Origin of the sequence: Pantoea sp. PNT03 (assembly GCF_014852515.1) — a bacterium.
GTDB classification, from domain to species: Bacteria; Pseudomonadota; Gammaproteobacteria; order Enterobacterales; family Enterobacteriaceae; genus Pantoea; species Pantoea leporis.
Genome location: NZ_JACVBT010000005.1, coordinates 200,054 through 218,489, shown reverse-complemented (window position 1 = coordinate 218,489; position 18,436 = coordinate 200,054). Strand labels below are relative to the sequence as shown.

Below are 18,436 nucleotides of genomic sequence, written 5' to 3'. Positions count from 1 at the left end.
AATCTGACTGATGAAAATTCTTGCTACCGCCATCGCGCTGTCATTGGGCCTCACGGCCTGTTTCGCTCAGGCCGCCGACGTGATTCCTGCGCAAAAAGTGGATCAGGCGCTGCACGATCGTCTGCCAGCAGAGATCAAAAGCAGCGGTAAAATGATCTCGGTGAACAACGGATCTTTTCCTCCGTATGAGATCGTTAACGGTCCGCACTCAATGGACGGCGCTTCCGCCGATCTCACCGAAGCGCTGGCACAATTGCTGGGCGTGAAGATTGAACATGCCACCGTCAGCGGTTTATCGGGCGTGCTCACCGGCATTAATTCCGGCCGCTACCAGATGGCGATTGGCCCGATTGGCGATTATCCGGATCGTCAGCAGAAGGTTGATTTTATCGACTTCGTGCAGGAGTTCGTGGTGTTTGGCGTGCAGAAAGGCAATCCCTCGAAGATTAACGGTCTGGAAGATACCTGCGGTAAACGCATTGCGGTAATGGCGGCCGGTTCAGCAGAGCAGGTGATTCGCAAGCAGTCCGATGCCTGTGTCGCGGCGGGTAAACCGGCGGTGGTGGTGCAATCCTTCACCGACCAGCCATCGTCGATTTTAGCCGTGCGTTCAAAACGTTCCGATGCTTTCTTCTCCTCGCAGGCGCCGCTGACATACTTCATCGAACAGGCCAATGGCCAGCTGGAGCTTTCGGGCAAAGGCAAGAAAAACGGCTTTGGTGACATTTTCCAGGGCACCGTGGTACCCAAGGGTTCTGAACTCGGCAACGTGGTGCTGGATGCGTACAAAGAGCTGTTCAATAACGGCACTTACGCGGCCATCATGAAGAAGTGGAAATTAGACGGCAACGTGTTGCAGCAACCGGGACGTAACCTGGCGCAAGGGGCTGCAAAATGAGTCCGGTCACCAACAATTCGCGAGCCAGGGATAAGGCCGACGTGCAGCAGCGCGATGTGGCTTTTGCCCGCAGTGCGCCGACTTATGGGCGCTGGATCTCATGGATTTTGGTGCTGGTTATTGCCGCGAACTTCCTCTGGCTGGTGGCGACCAACCCCAATTTCGAGTGGAACGTGGTGCTGCAGTGGTTCACCGAAGGTTCGGTGATGAAAGGCCTGCAGGTCACGCTCGGCTTGACGGTGGTGTCGATGATTCTCGGCACGCTGCTCGGGCTGCTGTTGGGCGTGTGGCGTCTCTCGGAAAACAAATTGCTGAGCGGCTTATCGTCGCTCTACATCTGGTTTTTCCGGGGTACGCCGCTGCTGGTACAGCTGATCTTTTGGTACAACCTGTCGACGCTGTTTCCCACCATCGCAATCACTCTTCCGTGGACGGATATCACTTTTGCCAGCTGGAACACCAACGATCTGATCACGCCACTGACCGCAGCCATTGCCGGACTGGCGCTCAATGAAGCGGCTTATATGGCCGAGATCATTCGCGCCGGCCTGCTGTCAGTGGATAACGGTCAGGTCGAAACCACCCAGGCGTTTGGCATGAGTCGCAGTCGTGCGCTGCGCCGCGTGATCATTCCACAGGCGATGCGTTCAATTATTCCGCCTACCGGCAACCAGTTGATTAGCATGATCAAAGCGACCTCGCTGGTAAGTGTGATCGCTATGGGCGATCTGTTGTACTCAGTGCAGGCCGTTTATAACCGCACCTTTGAAATTATCCCGATGCTGATGGTCGCAGTGATCTGGTATCTGTTTATCACCTCGATTCTCAACCTTGGTCAGTCCGCCATCGAGCGTTACTACGCACGCGGCACCACCCGCACGGTGGTGAACAAACGTCGCGTTGCCACTAACGAAGCCGCGCCAGCCGTCGCGCACCGTCTGAAGGAGGATGTATGAGTGAAGTTCAGCCACTGGTGCGTGCGCGTAATGTGCAGAAGAGTTATGGCGATAATGAAGTGCTGAAAGGCATCGATCTCGATGTGTTTCCCGGTGAAGTGGTGGTGATTCTCGGGCCATCAGGTTCGGGTAAATCCACCTTTTTACGCTGTATTAACCATCTGGAAGACATGAATGCCGGTTCGATTGTGGTCGGTGACGATCAGATCGGTTATGAACTGAAGCGCGGTATTTTGCATCGTCTGTCGGCGCGTAAAATTGCTCATCAGCGCCAGAAAATCGGCATGGTGTTTCAGCAGTTCAACCTCTATCCGCACATGACGGTGCTGCAAAACATCATTGAAGCGCCGATAGGTGTGCACAAGTTTACACGGCAGGATGCACTCAAGCATGCGCGTGAACTGCTGGCGACCGTGGGATTGAGTGACAAAGCCGACGCCTGGCCGCGTCATCTATCCGGTGGCCAGCAGCAGCGCGTGGCGATTGCGCGTGCGCTGGCGATTAAACCGGCGCTGATGCTGTTCGATGAACCCACTTCGGCACTCGATCCGGAATTAGTTGGCGAAGTGCTGGCCACCATGCGCACCTTAGCCGATCAAGGGCTAACCATGATTGTCGTGACCCATGAAATTGGTTTCGCGCGTGAGGCGGCCGATCGCGTGGTGTTTATGGATGGCGGCGTGGTAGTGGAGCAGGGTAGTCCGGAGCAGGTGATTGGTAACCCGCAACATCCGCGCACGCAGGCATTTCTCAGCCGCTTTATCTGAGCAGGCGGTCTCACTCTGTTACAGATTGCAGTTGAGGCCGTTTATAAACTGCGCGTTAATAGTCAGGTCCGTTTTTCACATTGGTTGAAAGGTAAATTATGGAAGGTATCAGTATTGCCAAACTGCTGATCATCGGTGCGCTCATCGTACTGCTTTTTGGCACCAATAAGTTACGTTCACTGGGTGGCGATCTGGGTTCCGCAATCAAAGGCTTCAAAAAAGCCATGAAAGATGATGAATCCGGCGCATCCAAAAGCAGCGCTGAAGAAGTGCCTGCTGAACGTGTCAGCCACAAAGAGTAATCTCTGCGCCGAACGTCAATAAGTGTAAATATTTATTACGTTGATAAAAAACCAGACTGTCGCCAGCCTGGTTTTTGTTTTTTGCGTCTTAGTGCCAATTGGCGTAAATGATTTCCTGCTCATCCACATCAAATATTGTTGAGCCATATAAGCCATCAAAGTCGCTCAACCCATCCTGGGTATGCCAGCCCTGCAACATATCATCAGTTAAAATTAATGGTATCAACGATATTGTTTCTTCTTCCTCGGCTGTAATAACATCAATGAGTGCTATTTCAATTTTGTCTGATTCACTCTCATCAATTGGCATAATGATTTCACCTATTTTAGGCTTAGTCAAAAACGGATAATCAACTTTGCCACCCATTACGCCTTGCGGATTAATGGGGACTGCACTAAAAACATGCTGAGCGACAGAAATATCGGTGGGCAGTTCAAACTGCCAGCGGCCTTGGCTATCAATTTCAGAGCTGCCGACCCACACATCATCAAGATAAAAGTATAACGTCGTACCAACTGGCGCATCACCGCTGAAAGACCCTTCATCCTCATTCAGATCATCGATGATGACCTCATTTTCAGCGATAACCTTTGACTGTACCTGTACTAAAAGTTGAGGTTTGGCACTCTCGCGTTCAGGTAGCGTGGCAATTTCCAAACTCTCGTGGTGCATGCCGATAGCCGGTTGCCACAGTTGTGGCAGAGGAGCATTGAATTTCGCTTCCAGCAAATCAAAATTCCATTCAGGTTCAGGCTCTTCATTAATCACAGGGAGTACATTCTCCTGAGAAGTTTGAAAAGCAATATCTTCAGCATAAGGCATGATGTGTCGCACCACTTCGGGCATCACAGCGACAGTTTCATGACCCTTTAGTGGCAACTCTAAATGAATTTCATCGTATCGATGCTCAATACTGATAGCGGTAGCGATAAATGCATTGGCACATGAGGCGTGAGATGAAGTATAGGGATTGGTGTTATCTATGGGCGTGGTGCGCGCTTTAAGCGCATCCAAACTCTCTCCGGATGCACTGTTAAGCCGCACATCGGGTATTTGACCTGACAAATCGGGTTCCCGGAGAAAATCGAGCCCCTTTAAGTGAGAGGATGTTTGCATTATCTGACCTTCAAAAATAAACACTGAGAAAAGAGAAATAGGCTCTTATGGCCTCAGCGATTAAAGCGACAGATTTGAGACAGGGATTAAGACTTTTAAGGAGATATTTGCGATTGCGCCCTGGTAAGAGCGCAATCGCGAAGCATATTACTTAACTTCCAGACCTTTGGCCTGCATATCGGCGTGATAAGAGGAGCGCACAAACGGGCCGCAGGCGGCATGGGTGAAGCCCATCGCCATTGCTTCTTCTTTCATTTCGTCAAACTCGGCCGGGCTAACGTAGCGCTGCACCGGCAAGTGGTGACGGCTCGGCTGCAAATACTGTCCCAGCGTCAGCATGGTGACGCCGTGGCGACGCAGATCGCGCATCACTTCAATGATTTCAGCATTGGTTTCGCCCAGACCGACCATCAAACCCGATTTAGTCGGGATATCCGGATGCGCTTCTTTGAAACGCTCCAGCAATTTCAGTGACCAATCGTAGTTGGCGCCAGGACGGACCTGACGGTAAACGCGCGGCACGTTTTCCAGATTGTGGTTAAACACATCCGGTGGCGTCGCGGTGAGGATTTCCAGCGCGCGATCCATACGACCACGGAAGTCCGGTACCAATGTTTCAATTTTGATGGTTGGGCTTTTTTCGCGAATCGCGCTGATGCAGTCAGCAAAGTGCTGGGCACCGCCGTCGCGCAGGTCATCACGGTCCACTGAAGTGATGACCACATAACGCAGCGCCATATCGGCGATGGTTTGTGCCAGTTTCAGCGGTTCGTTAGCGTCAGGCATATTCGGACGGCCGTGCGCCACGTCGCAGAATGGGCAGCGACGGGTACAGATCGCGCCGAGGATCATAAAGGTCGCGGTACCGTGGTTGAAACACTCTGCGAGGTTAGGGCAGGAGGCTTCTTCACACACCGAGTGCAGACCGTTTTTACGCATCGCGGCCTTGATGCCCTGAATGCGGCTGGAGTCCGCAGGCAGTTTGATCTTCATCCATTCCGGCTTACGCAGAATTTCTTCACGCTCAACCATCACGGTTTTCACCGGGATCAGCGCCATTTTGTCGGCATCGCGATACTTGACGCCACGTTCCATCTGAATTGGTTTACTCATAAATCTGCAGGTTCCGGTCGGGATTGCGATTTGAAAGCTTCCTCACTCAAACTGAGAACCAGGCTTTCAACTTTTTTTGAAAATATGGCAAAAATTATATCATCTCGTCTGCTCATAAGCAGCCGATTCGCCGGTGCAAAAGTTACAATTTTGTAAATAGGCACGTACAGTCAAGGTCAGACCGCGGCATCACTATGCCATTCCAGTTGGGTAAATCCGGTTAAATGGGCGAAATGCTGCACCAGACGTGGTCGCACATCGGCGGGCGTGACGCCCGGCTGCAGCTGGCTAAGCTGCGTCATTTGCATCCCGGCATATCCGCACGGATTGATGCGCAGGAACGGCGCTAAATCCATCGCCACATTCAGCGCCAGGCCGTGAAACGAGCAGCCTTTACGAATGCGCAGTCCCAGCGAACAAATCTTGTCATCGCCAACGTACACGCCCGGCGCATCCGGTCGCGCCCGCGCGCTGATGTCATAGTCGGCCAGCGTGGCGATCACCGTTTCTTCTAACGCCGTCACTAACTCGCGCACGCCCATCTTGCGACGTTTTACGTCAATCAGCACATACATCACCTGTTGGCCGGGGCCGTGATAGGTTACCTGGCCGCCGCGATCGCTTTGTACCACCGGAATATCGCCCGGCATCAGCAGATGTTCAGCTTTCCCTGCCTGGCCTTGGGTAAACACCGGATGATGTTCCACCAGCCAGATTTCATCGGCAGTGCTGCTGTCGCGTTGATCGGTAAAGTGATGCATGGCATCGGAGATGGGTTGCCAATCGCGCTGGCCGAGTTGACGAACAAGAAGCGTATTAGCTGACAAAGCAGATATCCGGTAAAGAGTGGAAGGCAGAGTATAACGCTGGCAAAGCGGACTTTGCCAGCGCCAGAATTACAGCACCATGCGCACGATTTCGATATTGCCCAGCTCTTCGTACAGGGTTTCAACCTGCTCAATGTGGGTGGCGATGATGGTAATGGAAACAGAGTGATAGTTGCCTTTGCTGCTTGGCTTAACGTCCGGTTTGTAATCGCCTGGCGCGTGGCGCTGCACCACTTCAACCACTTGATCAACCAGCTCCGGTTGCGCCAAACCCATCACTTTGTAAGTGAAAGGCGTAGGGAATTCGAGCAGTTCATTCAATTTGGTTTTCATACATTGACTCCGGTGCTTAAAAAACAGGCTCCCGCCGAGGCGGGAGCAAAGATAGTAACTTAATTGGGGGCAAATTGGCGTTTTTTCAAGCGCGCCTTAGCCGAACCAGTGGTGGAACATCAGTTTGATGTAATCGATGATGCGGCCGAAGAAACCACCTTCTTTCACTTCATTCAGCACCACCAGCGGACGCTGTTCCACAGTTTTGCCGTCGAGCTGGAAGTTGATGCTGCCCACTACCTGATTTTTCTGCAGCGGCGCATGCAGTTCAGTGTTGTTCAGCACATAGCTGGCTTTGAGATCTTTCATGCGGCCACGCGGAATGGTCAGATAGGCATCTTTCTCCACGCCCAGCTGGACACGATCGCTGTCACCGAACCACACAGGCTCAGAGGCAAACTCTTTGCCCGCTTTCAGCGGTGCGACGGTTTCAAAGAAGCGGAAGCCCCACGTCAGCAACTTCTTGCTCTCGGTTTCACGGCCTTTAAAGGTACGACCGCCCATCACCGCGGAGATCAAACGCATCTGGCCTTCCGTTGCCGAGGCGACCAGGTTGTAACCCGCTGCGTCTGTGTGGCCGGTTTTAATGCCATCGACGTTCAGGCTGGTATCCCACAGCAAACCGTTACGGTTGGTCTGCTTGATATTATTAAAGGTGAAATCTTTTTCACGGTAAACCGCGTACTCATCGGGTACGTCACGGATCAGCGCCTGGCCGATCAACGCCATATCGCGCGGCGAGCTGTATTGGCCTTCGGCATCCAAACCGTGCACGGTCTGGAAGTGGGTGTTTTTCAGACCCAGCGCGCCAACGTAGTTGTTCATCAGGTTGACGAATGCGTCCTGGCTGCCAGCAACGTAATCCGCCATCGCTACACAAGCGTCGTTACCTGATTGCAGCACGATACCGCGCGTCAGCTGAGAAACCGGCACACGATCGCCAGGCTTGAGGAACATCAGTGATGAACCTTTGAATACCGGATTACCGGTTGCCCAGGCATCTTTACCCACGGTCACGATGTCATCGTTATGGATTTTTCCCGCTTTGACCGCCTGACCAATCACGTAGCTGGTCATCATTTTGGTCAGGCTTGCCGGATCGCGGCGTGCATCCGCGTTCTTTTCGGCCAGCACTTTGCCGGAGTTATAGTCGATCAGCACATAAGCTTCAGCATCAATGTCCGGTACACCCGGAATCATAGTCTTAAGATTAACATCGTCCGCAAATGCGGCATGGCTGAGAGAAAGGGCGACCAGTGATCCCACTGTCAGGCGTTTCAGAAAACGAGAAGGTTTCAGCGTATTCATGTTCAGGACTACAACATCCGTGGGTTTAGAGTGAAAAAAGTGCCTAACTATAGCAAACGTCCGATCGGGCGACATCTTGCTTTGCAAATCAGTTTCAGCAGGAAATGTCACTGTCCGTTACATCGATGGACGGGCAGTGGTAATAAATGAGCTCATTTGCGCTTCAGTGTTAAGACGTTGCTGCAAGGCAGCGGCTTCGGCACGGCTTTTATAGCCACCTAACTGAATGCGATAGACGTTGCCATTGGCTTCAACCGCGCCCGGCACGCCAAAGCGTTTACCCAGACTTTCGGCCAGCTGACGTGCACGCGCCGGATCGTTAATCGCGCCGACCTGAACCACATAACCGCTGTCGGCATGGGCATTCTGGCTGGTAGCTGGTGCGGCAGCAGCGGCTGGCGCGGAAGACGTTGCTGGGGCTGGCGCGGCAACCGGCTCGTTCCCTTCCAGCACGCCCGTGGCTAACGGCTGTGGCGCGCCGAGAAAACCGCTGCTCTGGACGGGCGCACCCATGCTGTCATTGCTTTGCAAGGTGCTGTTATCGACAGCGCGCACATCCTGCGGTGCAGGTGCTGGCGCCGCATTGGCGCTGCCACCCATCATCACCATGCCGCCGCCGAGATCGGGACGCGCGGGCAGGGCGTAACTCTGTTTGGCGACGGTGGTACCGATGGTGCCGGGACCGGAAACGGAACCATCCGGCGCCACTTTAATGTAATCAACGCGCACGCGGGTGTTGTTAGAGATATTCAGGCGATCGCCCGCCGCACGCGACAAGTCGATAATGCGGCCTGGCGTGTAAGGGCCACGATCGTTGACGCGTACCACAATTTGGCGGCCGTTGGCGAGGTTAGTGACACGCACATAGCTCGGCAGCGGCAGCGTTGGATGCGCGGCGGTCATGCCTTCCGGATCGTAAGATTCACCGATAGCGGTGCGATTCCCCTGCGCTTCGTCACCGTACCAGGTGGCTAAACCCACTTCGCTGTAGTTCGAAGGATCTTTGATCACGCGGTAGTTTTTACCGTTGACGCTGTAATCCTGGCTGGTGGAAGGATTGATCGGTTCATAACGTGGTTCCACGCCAGGAATTTCCACTACCGGGCCGTTATAGGCCGGTTGCGGTGGCGCAGTATTATTCTGCTGTTCCGGTATGGAACAGGCAGCCAGTACCAATGATGCCAGTGCAACCCCAAGCCAGTCCTTACGCATGTGCAGCCTCTTAAACGCTTTTAGATAACATTTTTCGATGAGTATGGATCGACATCACGATGCCAAATCCAGCCATTAACACAATCAATGCCGATCCGCCGTAGCTCACCAGCGGCAGCGGTACGCCAACCACCGGTAAGATACCACTTACCATGCCAATGTTAACGAAAACATAAACGAATAAAATCAGCATCAAACCGCCCGCCATCACGCGACCAAAGGTGGTTTGCGCACGCGCCGCGATAATCAGTCCGCGCATGATCAGCAGCAAATAGAGTACCAGCAGTAACAACACGCCAACCAGACCAAGTTCTTCCGCTAAAACGGCAAAAATAAAGTCGGTATGGCGTTCAGGCAGGAATTCCAGCTGCGATTGGGTGCCGTGCAGCCAGCCTTTGCCGCGCAGGCCACCGGAACCGATAGCAATCTTCGACTGAATGATGTGATAACCGGCGCCGAGCGGATCGCTTTCCGGGTCCAGCAGCATCATCACGCGGGCGCGCTGGTAATCATGCATCAGGAAGAACCACAAAATCGGGATAAACGCGGCGACCAGCAATACCGCGATACCAATCAGCTTCCAGCTCATGCCGGATAAGAACAGTACAAACAGGCCGGAAGCGGCGATCAGAATCGAGGTGCCGAGATCGGGTTGTGCCGCCACCAGCAGCGTCGGCATGAAAATCAGAATCAACGCGATGCCGGTGTTTTTCAGCGTCGGCGGGCAGACATCGCGGTTAATAAAGCGCGCCACCATCAGCGGCACGGCAATCTTGGCAATCTCCGAGGGCTGAAAACGCACAAAACCAAGATCGAGCCAGCGCTGTGCGCCTTTACTGATGTGACCAAATGCGTCCACTGCTATCAGCAATATTACGCAGACAATATAGAGATAGGGCGCCCAGCTTTCATAGACGCGCGGCGGCACCTGCGCCAGCACCAGCATAACGATGATGCCCATGGCAATCTGCCCGAACTTACGCTCGGTCATGCCTGGATCCTGTCCGCTAGCGCTCCAGATGACGATGGCGCTGTAGGTCAGCAAGCTGAGAATGATCAGCATAAACAGGGGGTCGATATGGATGCGCGTCCAGATCGATCTTTTCTGCGGACTATCGTTCATGGACATTGTCATTCACCTTCGTAGCCGGGCGGTGTCGGTGCGGCTTCTGGCAGCACGGTATTGTTGTCGCCTAACATAATGTGGTCGAGAATCTGGCGCATCACGGTGCCGACAGCCGGGCCTGCGCCGCCGTTTTCCAGAATCATGGTGACGGCCACGCGCGGTTTATCGTAAGGCGCGTAGGCGGTCATTAATTTATGGTCACGCAGACGTTCGGCAATCTTGTGTGCGTTGTAGACTTCATTTTCTTTCAACCCGTAAACCTGCGCGGTACCGGATTTGGCGGCGATTTTGTAGGGTGCATCGGCAAAGCTCTTGTGCGCGGTACCGTTGGCGCGGTTGGCTACGCCATACATGCCGTCTTTGGCAATTTCCCAGTAACCTGAATGAATATCGCCAATCGGCGCATCCGGAACCTGGCGATAAGGCACCATGACCTGGCCTTCACGCGTGGCGCGCAGTAAGTGCGGCACTTTGATCACACCGTCATTGATCAGAATCATCATCGCTTTGTTCATCTGAATGGGCGTCGCGGTCCAGTAGCCCTGGCCGATACCCACCGGAATGGTGTCACCTTGATACCACGGCTTCTTAAAGCGCTTCAGCTTCCATTCACGCGTGGGCATGTTGCCCGCGCTCTCCTGCGGCAGATCAATGCCGGTGCGATGGCCGTAACCAAACTTGGTCATCCACTCTGACAGGCGATCGATGCCCATATCGTAGGCAACCTGATAGAAGAAGGTATCCGCCGACTCTTCCAGCGATTTAGTGACGTTCAGGCGACCGTGGCCCCATTTTTTCCAGTCACGATAGCGCTTTTCCGAGCCAGGCAGTTGCCACCAGCCGGGATCGAACAGGCTGGTATTGCGGTTGATCACGCCTGCGCTCAGCGCCGACACGGCAACGTAAGGTTTCACCGTTGACGCTGGGGGATAGGAGGCCTGCAGCGCACGGTTATACAGCGGACGATTTTCGTCGCTTAATAGCGCTTTATAATCTTTGCTCGAGATACCGTCGACAAACAGGTTCGGGTCGTAACTGGGGGTAGAAACCAGTGCAAGAATTTCGCCGGTGCGTGGATCGCTCACCACCACTGCCGCGCGGCTGCCGGTCAACAAGGTTTCGATGTACTGCTGCAGTTTGAGGTCAACCGTCAGGTAGATATCGCGTCCGGCCTGCGGAGATTGCTCGTGCAGCTGTCGAATGACGCGGCCACGGTTGTTAACTTCAACCTCTTCATAACCGGTTTTACCGTGCAGCACATCTTCGTAATAATTTTCGATGCCGAGCTTGCCGATATCATGCGTAGCCGCATAGTTCGGCCATTTGCCTTCCTGATCGAGGCGTGTAACGTCGCGATCGTTGATTTTGGAAACGTAGCCCACTACGTGCGTCAGCGTCTGGCCATACGGATAGTAGCGGCGCTGATAGCCTTTTACTTCCACGCCAGGAAAACGGTATTGATTGACGGCGAAACGCGCCACTTGCACTTCGTTTAAACCGATTTTGACCGGAATCGAGGTAAAGCGGCGCGAGCGTTTGCGCTCTTTGTCAAACGCATCGAGATCGTCGTCGGTCAGATCCAGTACCGGACGCAGATCCTGCAAGGTCTGCTTCAGGTTGTCGACCTTTTCCGGCATCAGTTCGGCCTGATAAATCGTGCGGTTTACTGCCAGCGGGACGCCGGTACGATCGAAAATAATGCCGCGGCTCGGTGCCACCGGCACCAGCTTAATGCGGTTTTCATTTGAACGGGTGCTGTAGTCGTCAAAGCGCAGAATTTGCAGGTGGTACATGTTGACCACCAGAATGCTGGAGAGCAGCAGAATGCCAACAAAAGCCACCAATGCTCGGCGGACAAAAAGTTTCTGTTCGGCAGTGTAATCGCGAAAGGCGTTGCTCTGTAATTTCATCCGCTACATTTATTGTCTGGGGTTGTCAGGCGTTTATTCACGATGATAAGGATGATTCGTGGTGATGCTCCACGCACGATACAGGCTTTCCGCTACCAGCACACGCACCAGCGGATGTGGCAACGTGAGCGCTGACAGTGACCAGCTTTGTTCAGCAGCGGCTTTGCACGCGGGCGCCAGTCCTTCCGGACCGCCGATTAACAGGCTGACATCGCGGCCATCCAGTTTCCAGCGTTCAAGCTGCTGCGCCAGCTGTGGGGTTTCCCACGGCTGTCCGGGGATATCCAGCGTGACAATACGATTGCCTTTACCCACGGCGGCCAGCATCGCTTCACCTTCTTTTTCCAGAATGCGTTTGATGTCAGCGTTCTTGCCGCGTTTGCCGGCAGTTACTTCGATCAGTTCAAACGGCATATCTTTCGGGAAGCGGCGCAGATACTCCATGAAACCGGTCTGAACCCAGTCGGGCATTTTGGTGCCGACGGCCACAAGCTGCAGTTTCACGTCTTAGCTCCAGAGTTTTTCCAGCTCGTACAGCTGGCGGCTCTCTGCTTCCATCACGTGCACAATCACGTCACCCAGGTCAACGACCACCCAATCGGAGGCGGTTTTACTGTCTACACCCAGCGGCTTAAGGCCCGCAGTGCGCGATTCCTGCACCACATGATCGGCGATAGAAGCGACGTGACGTGTTGAAGTGCCGGTGCAAATGATCATGCAATCGGTGATGCTGGATTTGCCCTGAACATCAATAGCAATGATGTCCTGGCCTTTGAGATCATCAATCTTATCAATAACGAACTCTTGGAGTGCTTTACCTTGCAAAAGGTTCCCCTTAAAAACAGGTGATTACGGACGGGCTAACGATGCGAGAAAGGTAGCCGAAAATGAAGCGGCGCAGTATAGCATGCTGCCTTTAGCTGCGATATAAGCCAACGCTATCGATGTAGCCGATCACTGCATCTGGCAGTAAATCCGCGCAGGAGATGCCCGCATGGCGGCGCTGACGGATTTCGGTGGCGGAAATGTCGAACAGCGGCGTATCCGCCAGCCAGATGTGTCCCGCCGGTGCGTGATGGAGTTGCTGCACATCATCGGCGAGATGCTTATCAAGCCACTGCTGCATCTCTGGCGTCTCCATCTGCGTGGCGTAACCTGGACGCTTACACACCAGCAAATGACACAGCGACAATAGATCCTGCCAGCGATGCCATTTGGCTAACGTTAGCAGAGAATCCTGACCAATGATAAACCCGAGGGGCTGTTCTGGGCCGCGTTCCGCACGCAGTGCTTCCAGCGTGGCAACTGTCCAGGACGGCGTTGCACGCGCCAGTTCGCGCGTATCGATATCAAACAGCGGGCGATCGGCAATAGCACAGCGCAGCATCTCAACGCGCTGTTGCGCACTGGCTTCCGGCTGCGGGCGATGCGGCGGCACGTTGTTCGGCAGCAGCGTGACCTTTTTTAATCCCACTTGCTGTGCCAGCGCTTCTACCGGGCGCAAATGGCCGTAGTGAATCGGATCGAAGGTGCCGCCAAACAGAGCGTAGAGTTTAGACATCAGTAAAGCTCAATGGGAAATCGCGGTGACACAGTAGCAGCGACAGTGTTTCCAGCTGCGGCCACAGGTTTTGTCCGTAATCTTGCTTCATGCTGAGTTCCAGCTCTGCCAGCAAATGCACCGCGCGCTGTAAACGCTGAGCATCAAGGCGCTGCAAGGCTTCAGTAAACAGCGCGCGACGGTTTTGCCAGATACGTTGCTGATCCATCAGCGTGCGCAGCGCTTGTTTCGCCTGATTCCGCTGCAGGTGCAGCAGCGTGAGTAAATCGCGTTGCAGCGTGCGCAGCAGAATCACCGCTTCGCTGTCCTCTTTCTCCAGCTGATGCAGGATGTGCAGGGCGCGTTTACTTTTCCCTGCCAGCAATGCATCCACCCAATGGAACGGTGTAAAGTGCGCAGCATCGTTGACGGCGGCTTCCACGCGCGGCAGCGTTAATTTGCCATCTGGCCACAGCAGCGATAAGCGTTCCAGCGCCTGCGACAGCGCCAGCAGATTCCCTTCGTAGCAGTAGCAAAGAAGCTGGATCGCCGCATCATCTACGCTGAGTTTCATCGCTTTGGCGCGACTCGCCACCCAGCGCGGCAGCTGTGCCTGTTCAGGCGCCTGGCACGGAACCATTACCGCCTGCGTACTCAGCACTTTGAACCAGGCGCTGTTCTCCTGCGCTTTGGTCAGTTTCGCCAGGCGTAGCACCAGCAAAATATCGCTGTGCAGCAGCGTGGAGAGTTTCACTAACTGCTCGGCGATAGCGGCATTGGGGCCGTTTTCGGGTAGTTGCAGCGTCAGGGTTTGGCGTTGGGTAAACAAGCTGAGCGATTGGCAGCTAACGAAGATCGCATCCCAGTCGGTTTGCGCATCAATGGTGACGCTGAAGTGCTCTTCAAATCCCTGTGCGCTGGCGGTAGCACGGATTGCATCCGCGCTTTCCTGAATCAGCAGAGGTTCATTACCGGTGAGAAAATAACAGGCGCGCAGCCCCTCTCGAAGCTGCGCGCTCAGTTGTTCAGGATAAATCCTGATCATTGCAGACTGGTAGCTGACGAAGAGGACACTTCCGGTGAGTTCTGTCCCGGTGCAATCGTCTCAGGCTGCGGCAAAGTATCTTTGTTGCTTTCCTGCGCGGCATGCACGGTCAGCAGTTTACGTACTAACTGCTCGGACGCGCGCTGACGCATCTCCTGCACGATCATATCTTGCTCGGCATCCTTCGCCAGTGCGGCGTTCGGGTTGTCGAAGAAAGAACGATACACGGTGGTGCTGATCGGGTAGATACCTTTACCCGGCAGCAGAACCTGTGCGGTGACCGTCATCACCAGCGAGTATTCCGCGGTGGTACCGCTGATAAACACCGATGCGGTATCACGTCCCTGGCCTTCAGCACCCAGACGCAGCGTTGGGTATTTGGCGCTGGCCGCTTTGCTGTCTTCAATGATGGTGACATTGTTGATGCGCAGCTGCTGGCGCACGGCACGTGCCAGTGGGCCATAGGGATCGCCGCTCTGGACGATAAGGGTTTTCATCTCACTCGGCACCGAGGTGGTGCCGCGCGGGTGGAAACCACAGCCTGCGGTAATCACTACCGCAAGCAGGACAAACAGCCTGATAATCAGTTGTCGCACAGTTCCTCCTGAACTTAACCTACGACCAGGTTAAGCAGTTTGCCAGGGACATAAATCACTTTACGAATGGTGACGCCATCCAGATATTTCGCCACCAAATGCTCCTGCGCAGCACGCGCCTGCACCTGCTCCTGCGTGGCATCCGGCGCGACGGTAATCTTGCCGCGCACTTTGCCATTCACCTGCACCACCACCAGCAGCGAATCTTCCACCATGGCCGCTTCATCAGCTACCGGCCAGCTGGCTTCGTCGATGCTGCCTTCGCCGCCCAGCGCTTGCCACAATACATAGCTGGCGTGCGGGGTGAATGGATAGAGCAGACGCGTCACCGCGACCAGCGCTTCCTGCAGCAGCGCGCGATCTTGCTCGCTCTCCTGCGGGGCACGGATCAGTTTGTTCATCAGCTCCATAATGGCAGCGATGGCGGTGTTGAATGTCTGACGACGACCCACATCATCAGCCACTTTGGCGATGGTTTTGTGCAGATCGCGACGCAGCGCTTTCTGGTCGTCATTCAGGTTATTGACGTCCAGCGCCACGGTCGCGCCTTTCGCAATGTGCTCGTAAGCCAGTTTCCATACGCGCTTCAGGAAGCGGTTAGCACCTTCAACGCCCGATTCCTGCCACTCCAGCGTCATCTCTGCTGGCGAAGCAAACATCATGAACAGACGAACGGTATCTGCACCGTAACGCTCAACCATCAGCTGGGGATCGATGCCGTTGTTTTTCGACTTCGACATTTTGCTCATGCCGGCGTAAACCACTTCACGACCTTCGTTGTCGGTGGCTTTGATAATGCGGCCTTTCTCGTCGCGTTCTACGGTCACGTCAACCGGAGAAACCCAGTTACGCTCGCCGTTCACGCCGAGGTAGTAGAACGCATCAGCCAGCACCATGCCCTGACACAGCAGGCGTTTGGCCGGCTCATCAGAGTTCACCAGGCCAGCATCACGCAGCAGCTTGTGATAGAAGCGGAAATACATCAGGTGCATGATGGCGTGTTCGATACCGCCAACATACTGATCGACCGGCAACCAGTAGTTTGCCGCCGCCGGATCCAGCATGCCTTCATGGTAGTTGGCGCAGGTATAACGCGCGTAGTACCAGGATGACTCCATAAAGGTGTCAAAGGTGTCGGTTTCACGCAGCGCAGGCTGGCCATTAACGGTGGTTTTGGCCCACTCAGGATCGGCTTTGATTGGGCTGGTGATACCATCCATCACCACGTCTTCTGGCAGGATGACCGGCAACTGATCTTCTGGCGTTGGCATCACGGTGCCATCTTCCAACGTCACCATTGGAATTGGCGCGCCCCAGTAACGTTGACGGGAAACGCCCCAGTCGCGCAGACGGTAATTGACTTTACGCACGCCCACGCCTTTGGCAGCCAGCGCATCGGCGATGGCGTTAAAGCCCGCCTGATGATCCAGACCGTTGTATTCACCCGAGTTGAACAGCGCGCCTTTTTCGGTCATCGCGGCAGCACTCAGGTCCGGTTCAGAACCGTCGAGATTCAGGATCACCGGCTTAATGTTCAGGTTGTACTTGGTAGCGAACTCCCAGTCACGCTGATCGTGGCCTGGAACAGCCATTACCGCGCCGGTGCCGTATTCCATCAGCACGAAGTTAGCGACCCACACCGGAATTTCTTCACCGGTCAGCGGATGGATAGCGAACAGGCCGGTGGCCACGCCTTTCTTCTCCATCGTTGCCATGTCGGCTTCGGCGACTTTGGTGGTACGGCATTCGTCGATAAATTCAGCCAGCGCAGGATTAGTGGCAGCTGCTTGCTGCGCCAGTGGGTGACCTGCGGCAACCGCCACATAGGTTGCACCCATAAAGGTATCTGGACGGGTGGTGTAAACGGTCAGCTTCTCAGCGCTGTTGGCAACGTCAAAGGTGATTTCCACGCCTTCAGAGCGGCCAATCCAGTTGCGCTGCATGGTTTTGACCTGCTCCGGCCAATCTTCCAGCTTATCGAGATCGTTGAGCAGCTCTTCCGCATAGGCGGTGATTTTGACGAACCACTGTGGGATCTCTTTGCGCTCAACTTTGGTATCACAGCGCCAGCAGCAGCCGTCGATAACCTGTTCGTTGGCCAGCACGGTCTGATCGTTCGGGCACCAGTTAACCGCAGAGGTCTTTTTATAGACCATGTCTTTTTCATACAGCTTAGTGAAGAACCACTGTTCCCAGCGATAGTATTCTGGCTGGCAGGTCGCCAGTTCGCGGCTCCAGTCATAGCCAAAGCCCAGTAATTTCAACTGGTTCTTCATGTAAGCGATGTTGTCGTACGTCCACGGCGCCGGCGCGGTGTTGTTTTTCACCGCAGCACCTTCGGCTGGCAGACCAAACGCATCCCAGCCAATTGGCTGCAAAACGTTTTTGCCGAGCATACGCTGGTAACGCGCAATCACATCGCCAATGGTGTAATTACGCACGTGCCCCATGTGCAGGCGGCCAGAAGGATAGGGCAGCATCGAAAGGCAATAATATTTCTCTTTGCCTTCCTGCTCGGTCACTTTAAAGGTTTCGTTTTCGTCCCAGTGTTGTTGGACGCGGGATTCTATCTCTTCCGGGCGGTATTGCTCTTGCATGGCTGCCTGTGGTCCTTTGTGAAAATCGCTAAGCATACTTTTAGATCCGCATAGCATACCCATAAGGCTGCGCCTCAACAACTTTTCACGCCCTCGCCGGCCGGATTTCTGCCGAATGCGCCGCCGCTTTCACCCTTTTGTGATTTCTTAGGTTGCTGCCGATGCAATTGTGACAAAACCGCTAAACTTAATAGCAGTATCCGCAGCGGAAAGGAGAATAAAATGAATAACGTGGCGCAGGAATACCGTGCAACGATTGAAGCATTATCCCAACGATTGGATCATGGCGAGCGCGATGTTGATGCGCTGGTGGCCGAGGCGCGGCAAAGTTTGCTGGCGAAAAAAACGCTGTCACCCGCCGAGGTCAATGAAGTGATGCGCGCCGTGCGGCGCGATTTACACGAGTTTGCGCTGAGCTATCAGGAGTCTTCTGATGTGGTCGGCGATTCAGTGTTTTTGCGCGTGATTCGTGAAAGCCTGTGGAAAGAGCTGGCGGATATCACCGATAAAAGTCAGCTCGAGTGGCGTGAAGTGTTTCAGGATTTGCGCCATCACGGCGTCTACCAGAGCGGTGAAGTGGTGGGGCTGGGGAATTTAGTCTGTGAGAAGTGCGGCTTCACACGGGCGATTTATACGCCAGAGAGCTTAACGCGCTGCCCGGAGTGCGGGCACGATCAGTTCCAGCGCCAGCCGTTTGAACCCTGATTTTATGAACGAATAACCCCGCGCGATGAATCGCGCCGCTACGGGTACGAGCACTTATCGTAGCGGCGCAATTTATTGCGCTAA

19 protein-coding genes are annotated in these 18,436 nt (G+C 54.4%); 5 read left to right on the top strand and 14 right to left on the bottom strand.

Annotated elements, in window-relative coordinates; genetic code table 11:
* Positions 1 to 10 precede the first annotated feature (10 nt).
* The 4 genes from IB226_RS18285 to tatE all read left to right on the top strand — a co-directional run bounded on the left by IB226_RS18285 (position 11) and on the right by tatE (position 2,923).
* Entirely contained in the window at positions 11 to 898 is an 888-nt protein-coding gene (locus IB226_RS18285) for an ABC transporter substrate-binding protein (RefSeq protein ID WP_110865710.1), read from the top strand.
* Entirely contained in the window at positions 895 to 1,854 is a 960-nt protein-coding gene (locus tag IB226_RS18280; protein ID WP_192236644.1) for an amino acid ABC transporter permease, read from the top strand. Before IB226_RS18285 ends, IB226_RS18280 begins: the two co-directional genes overlap by 4 nt.
* A complete protein-coding gene (locus IB226_RS18275; protein WP_101763257.1) occupies positions 1,851 to 2,621 on the top strand; it encodes an amino acid ABC transporter ATP-binding protein in 771 nt (256 codons plus the stop codon). Before IB226_RS18280 ends, IB226_RS18275 begins: the two co-directional genes overlap by 4 nt.
* Positions 2,622 to 2,719: 98 nt before the next feature.
* Complete coding sequence (gene tatE, locus IB226_RS18270; RefSeq protein WP_064740541.1) at positions 2,720 to 2,923, top strand: twin-arginine translocase subunit TatE; 204 nt, start codon at positions 2,720 to 2,722, stop codon at positions 2,921 to 2,923.
* 88 nt (positions 2,924 to 3,011) lie between these two features.
* Here the strand turns inward: tatE and IB226_RS18265 are convergent, their stop codons facing one another.
* The 14 genes from IB226_RS18265 to leuS all read right to left on the bottom strand — a co-directional run bounded on the left by IB226_RS18265 (position 3,012) and on the right by leuS (position 17,647).
* Positions 3,012 to 4,040: a hypothetical protein gene (locus IB226_RS18265; RefSeq protein WP_192236643.1), complete on the bottom strand. Its 1,029-nt coding sequence runs from the start codon at positions 4,038 to 4,040 to the stop codon at positions 3,012 to 3,014.
* Positions 4,041 to 4,187: 147 nt separating this feature from the next.
* Positions 4,188 to 5,153, bottom strand: a complete 966-nt coding sequence (lipA, locus tag IB226_RS18260; RefSeq protein ID WP_101763255.1) for a lipoyl synthase — start codon at positions 5,151 to 5,153, stop codon at positions 4,188 to 4,190.
* Positions 5,154 to 5,329: 176 nt separating this feature from the next.
* A complete protein-coding gene (gene lipB, locus IB226_RS18255) occupies positions 5,330 to 5,980 on the bottom strand; it encodes a lipoyl(octanoyl) transferase LipB (RefSeq protein WP_192236642.1) in 651 nt (216 codons plus the stop codon).
* Positions 5,981 to 6,049: 69 nt separating this feature from the next.
* A complete protein-coding gene (gene ybeD / locus IB226_RS18250) occupies positions 6,050 to 6,313 on the bottom strand; it encodes a DUF493 family protein YbeD (protein ID WP_008103691.1) in 264 nt (87 codons plus the stop codon).
* A gap of 96 nt (positions 6,314 to 6,409) precedes the next feature.
* The gene (dacA, locus tag IB226_RS18245) at positions 6,410 to 7,621 is read right to left on the bottom strand and encodes a D-alanyl-D-alanine carboxypeptidase DacA (RefSeq protein WP_101763253.1); all 1,212 of its coding nucleotides are present in this window, start codon (positions 7,619 to 7,621) and stop codon (positions 6,410 to 6,412) included.
* 117 nt (positions 7,622 to 7,738) lie between these two features.
* The gene (rlpA, locus tag IB226_RS18240) at positions 7,739 to 8,833 is read right to left on the bottom strand and encodes an endolytic peptidoglycan transglycosylase RlpA (RefSeq protein WP_192236641.1); all 1,095 of its coding nucleotides are present in this window, start codon (positions 8,831 to 8,833) and stop codon (positions 7,739 to 7,741) included.
* A gap of 10 nt (positions 8,834 to 8,843) precedes the next feature.
* Positions 8,844 to 9,956, bottom strand: a complete 1,113-nt coding sequence (mrdB, locus tag IB226_RS18235) for a peptidoglycan glycosyltransferase MrdB (RefSeq protein ID WP_101763316.1) — start codon at positions 9,954 to 9,956, stop codon at positions 8,844 to 8,846.
* A gap of 8 nt (positions 9,957 to 9,964) precedes the next feature.
* Positions 9,965 to 11,869 (bottom strand): peptidoglycan DD-transpeptidase MrdA, encoded by a 1,905-nt coding sequence (gene mrdA / locus IB226_RS18230; RefSeq protein ID WP_101763251.1) that lies wholly within the window; start codon positions 11,867 to 11,869, stop codon positions 9,965 to 9,967.
* A gap of 33 nt (positions 11,870 to 11,902) precedes the next feature.
* Positions 11,903 to 12,373 carry a 23S rRNA (pseudouridine(1915)-N(3))-methyltransferase RlmH gene (gene rlmH / locus IB226_RS18225; protein WP_008103678.1) on the bottom strand — a complete coding sequence of 157 codons (471 nt, stop codon included), beginning with the start codon at positions 12,371 to 12,373 and terminating at the stop codon, positions 11,903 to 11,905.
* Positions 12,374 to 12,376: 3 nt separating this feature from the next.
* Positions 12,377 to 12,694, bottom strand: a complete 318-nt coding sequence (rsfS, locus tag IB226_RS18220) for a ribosome silencing factor (RefSeq protein ID WP_008103673.1) — start codon at positions 12,692 to 12,694, stop codon at positions 12,377 to 12,379.
* A 91-nt stretch (positions 12,695 to 12,785) separates the two neighbouring features.
* Entirely contained in the window at positions 12,786 to 13,430 is a 645-nt protein-coding gene (gene nadD, locus IB226_RS18215; protein ID WP_192236640.1) for a nicotinate-nucleotide adenylyltransferase, read from the bottom strand.
* Positions 13,423 to 14,454 (bottom strand): DNA polymerase III subunit delta, encoded by a 1,032-nt coding sequence (gene holA, locus IB226_RS18210; RefSeq protein ID WP_192236639.1) that lies wholly within the window; start codon positions 14,452 to 14,454, stop codon positions 13,423 to 13,425. The genes nadD and holA overlap by 8 nt, the downstream gene beginning before the upstream one ends.
* Positions 14,451 to 15,050 (bottom strand): LPS assembly lipoprotein LptE, encoded by a 600-nt coding sequence (lptE, locus tag IB226_RS18205; protein ID WP_110865718.1) that lies wholly within the window; start codon positions 15,048 to 15,050, stop codon positions 14,451 to 14,453. The genes holA and lptE overlap by 4 nt, the downstream gene beginning before the upstream one ends.
* A gap of 14 nt (positions 15,051 to 15,064) precedes the next feature.
* Positions 15,065 to 17,647 (bottom strand): leucine--tRNA ligase, encoded by a 2,583-nt coding sequence (gene leuS, locus IB226_RS18200; protein ID WP_101763315.1) that lies wholly within the window; start codon positions 17,645 to 17,647, stop codon positions 15,065 to 15,067.
* 222 nt (positions 17,648 to 17,869) lie between these two features.
* Between leuS and IB226_RS18195 the strand changes: the two genes are divergently transcribed.
* Entirely contained in the window at positions 17,870 to 18,352 is a 483-nt protein-coding gene (locus IB226_RS18195) for a zinc ribbon-containing protein (protein ID WP_007890691.1), read from the top strand.
* Positions 18,353 to 18,436: the final 84 nt, after the last annotated feature.

What these genes read in the sequence shown, in the direction of transcription:
- IB226_RS18285 (WP_110865710.1), top strand. Translation starts at nt 11, where the DNA reads ATGAAAATTCTTGCTACCGCCATCGCGCTGTCATTGGGCCTCACGGCC.
- IB226_RS18280 (WP_192236644.1), top strand. Translation starts at nt 895, where the DNA reads ATGAGTCCGGTCACCAACAATTCGCGAGCCAGGGATAAGGCCGACGTG.
- IB226_RS18275 (WP_101763257.1), top strand. Translation starts at nt 1,851, where the DNA reads ATGAGTGAAGTTCAGCCACTGGTGCGTGCGCGTAATGTGCAGAAGAGT.
- tatE (WP_064740541.1), top strand. Translation starts at nt 2,720, where the DNA reads ATGGAAGGTATCAGTATTGCCAAACTGCTGATCATCGGTGCGCTCATC.
- IB226_RS18265 (WP_192236643.1), bottom strand. Translation starts at nt 4,040, where the DNA reads ATGCAAACATCCTCTCACTTAAAGGGGCTCGATTTTCTCCGGGAACCC.
- lipA (WP_101763255.1), bottom strand. Translation starts at nt 5,153, where the DNA reads ATGAGTAAACCAATTCAGATGGAACGTGGCGTCAAGTATCGCGATGCC.
- ybeD (WP_008103691.1), bottom strand. Translation starts at nt 6,313, where the DNA reads ATGAAAACCAAATTGAATGAACTGCTCGAATTCCCTACGCCTTTCACT.
- dacA (WP_101763253.1), bottom strand. Translation starts at nt 7,621, where the DNA reads ATGAATACGCTGAAACCTTCTCGTTTTCTGAAACGCCTGACAGTGGGA.
- rlpA (WP_192236641.1), bottom strand. Translation starts at nt 8,833, where the DNA reads ATGCGTAAGGACTGGCTTGGGGTTGCACTGGCATCATTGGTACTGGCT.
- mrdB (WP_101763316.1), bottom strand. Translation starts at nt 9,956, where the DNA reads ATGAACGATAGTCCGCAGAAAAGATCGATCTGGACGCGCATCCATATC.
- mrdA (WP_101763251.1), bottom strand. Translation starts at nt 11,869, where the DNA reads ATGAAATTACAGAGCAACGCCTTTCGCGATTACACTGCCGAACAGAAA.
- nadD (WP_192236640.1), bottom strand. Translation starts at nt 13,430, where the DNA reads ATGTCTAAACTCTACGCTCTGTTTGGCGGCACCTTCGATCCGATTCAC.
- holA (WP_192236639.1), bottom strand. Translation starts at nt 14,454, where the DNA reads ATGATCAGGATTTATCCTGAACAACTGAGCGCGCAGCTTCGAGAGGGG.
- leuS (WP_101763315.1), bottom strand. Translation starts at nt 17,647, where the DNA reads ATGCAAGAGCAATACCGCCCGGAAGAGATAGAATCCCGCGTCCAACAA.
- IB226_RS18195 (WP_007890691.1), top strand. Translation starts at nt 17,870, where the DNA reads ATGAATAACGTGGCGCAGGAATACCGTGCAACGATTGAAGCATTATCC.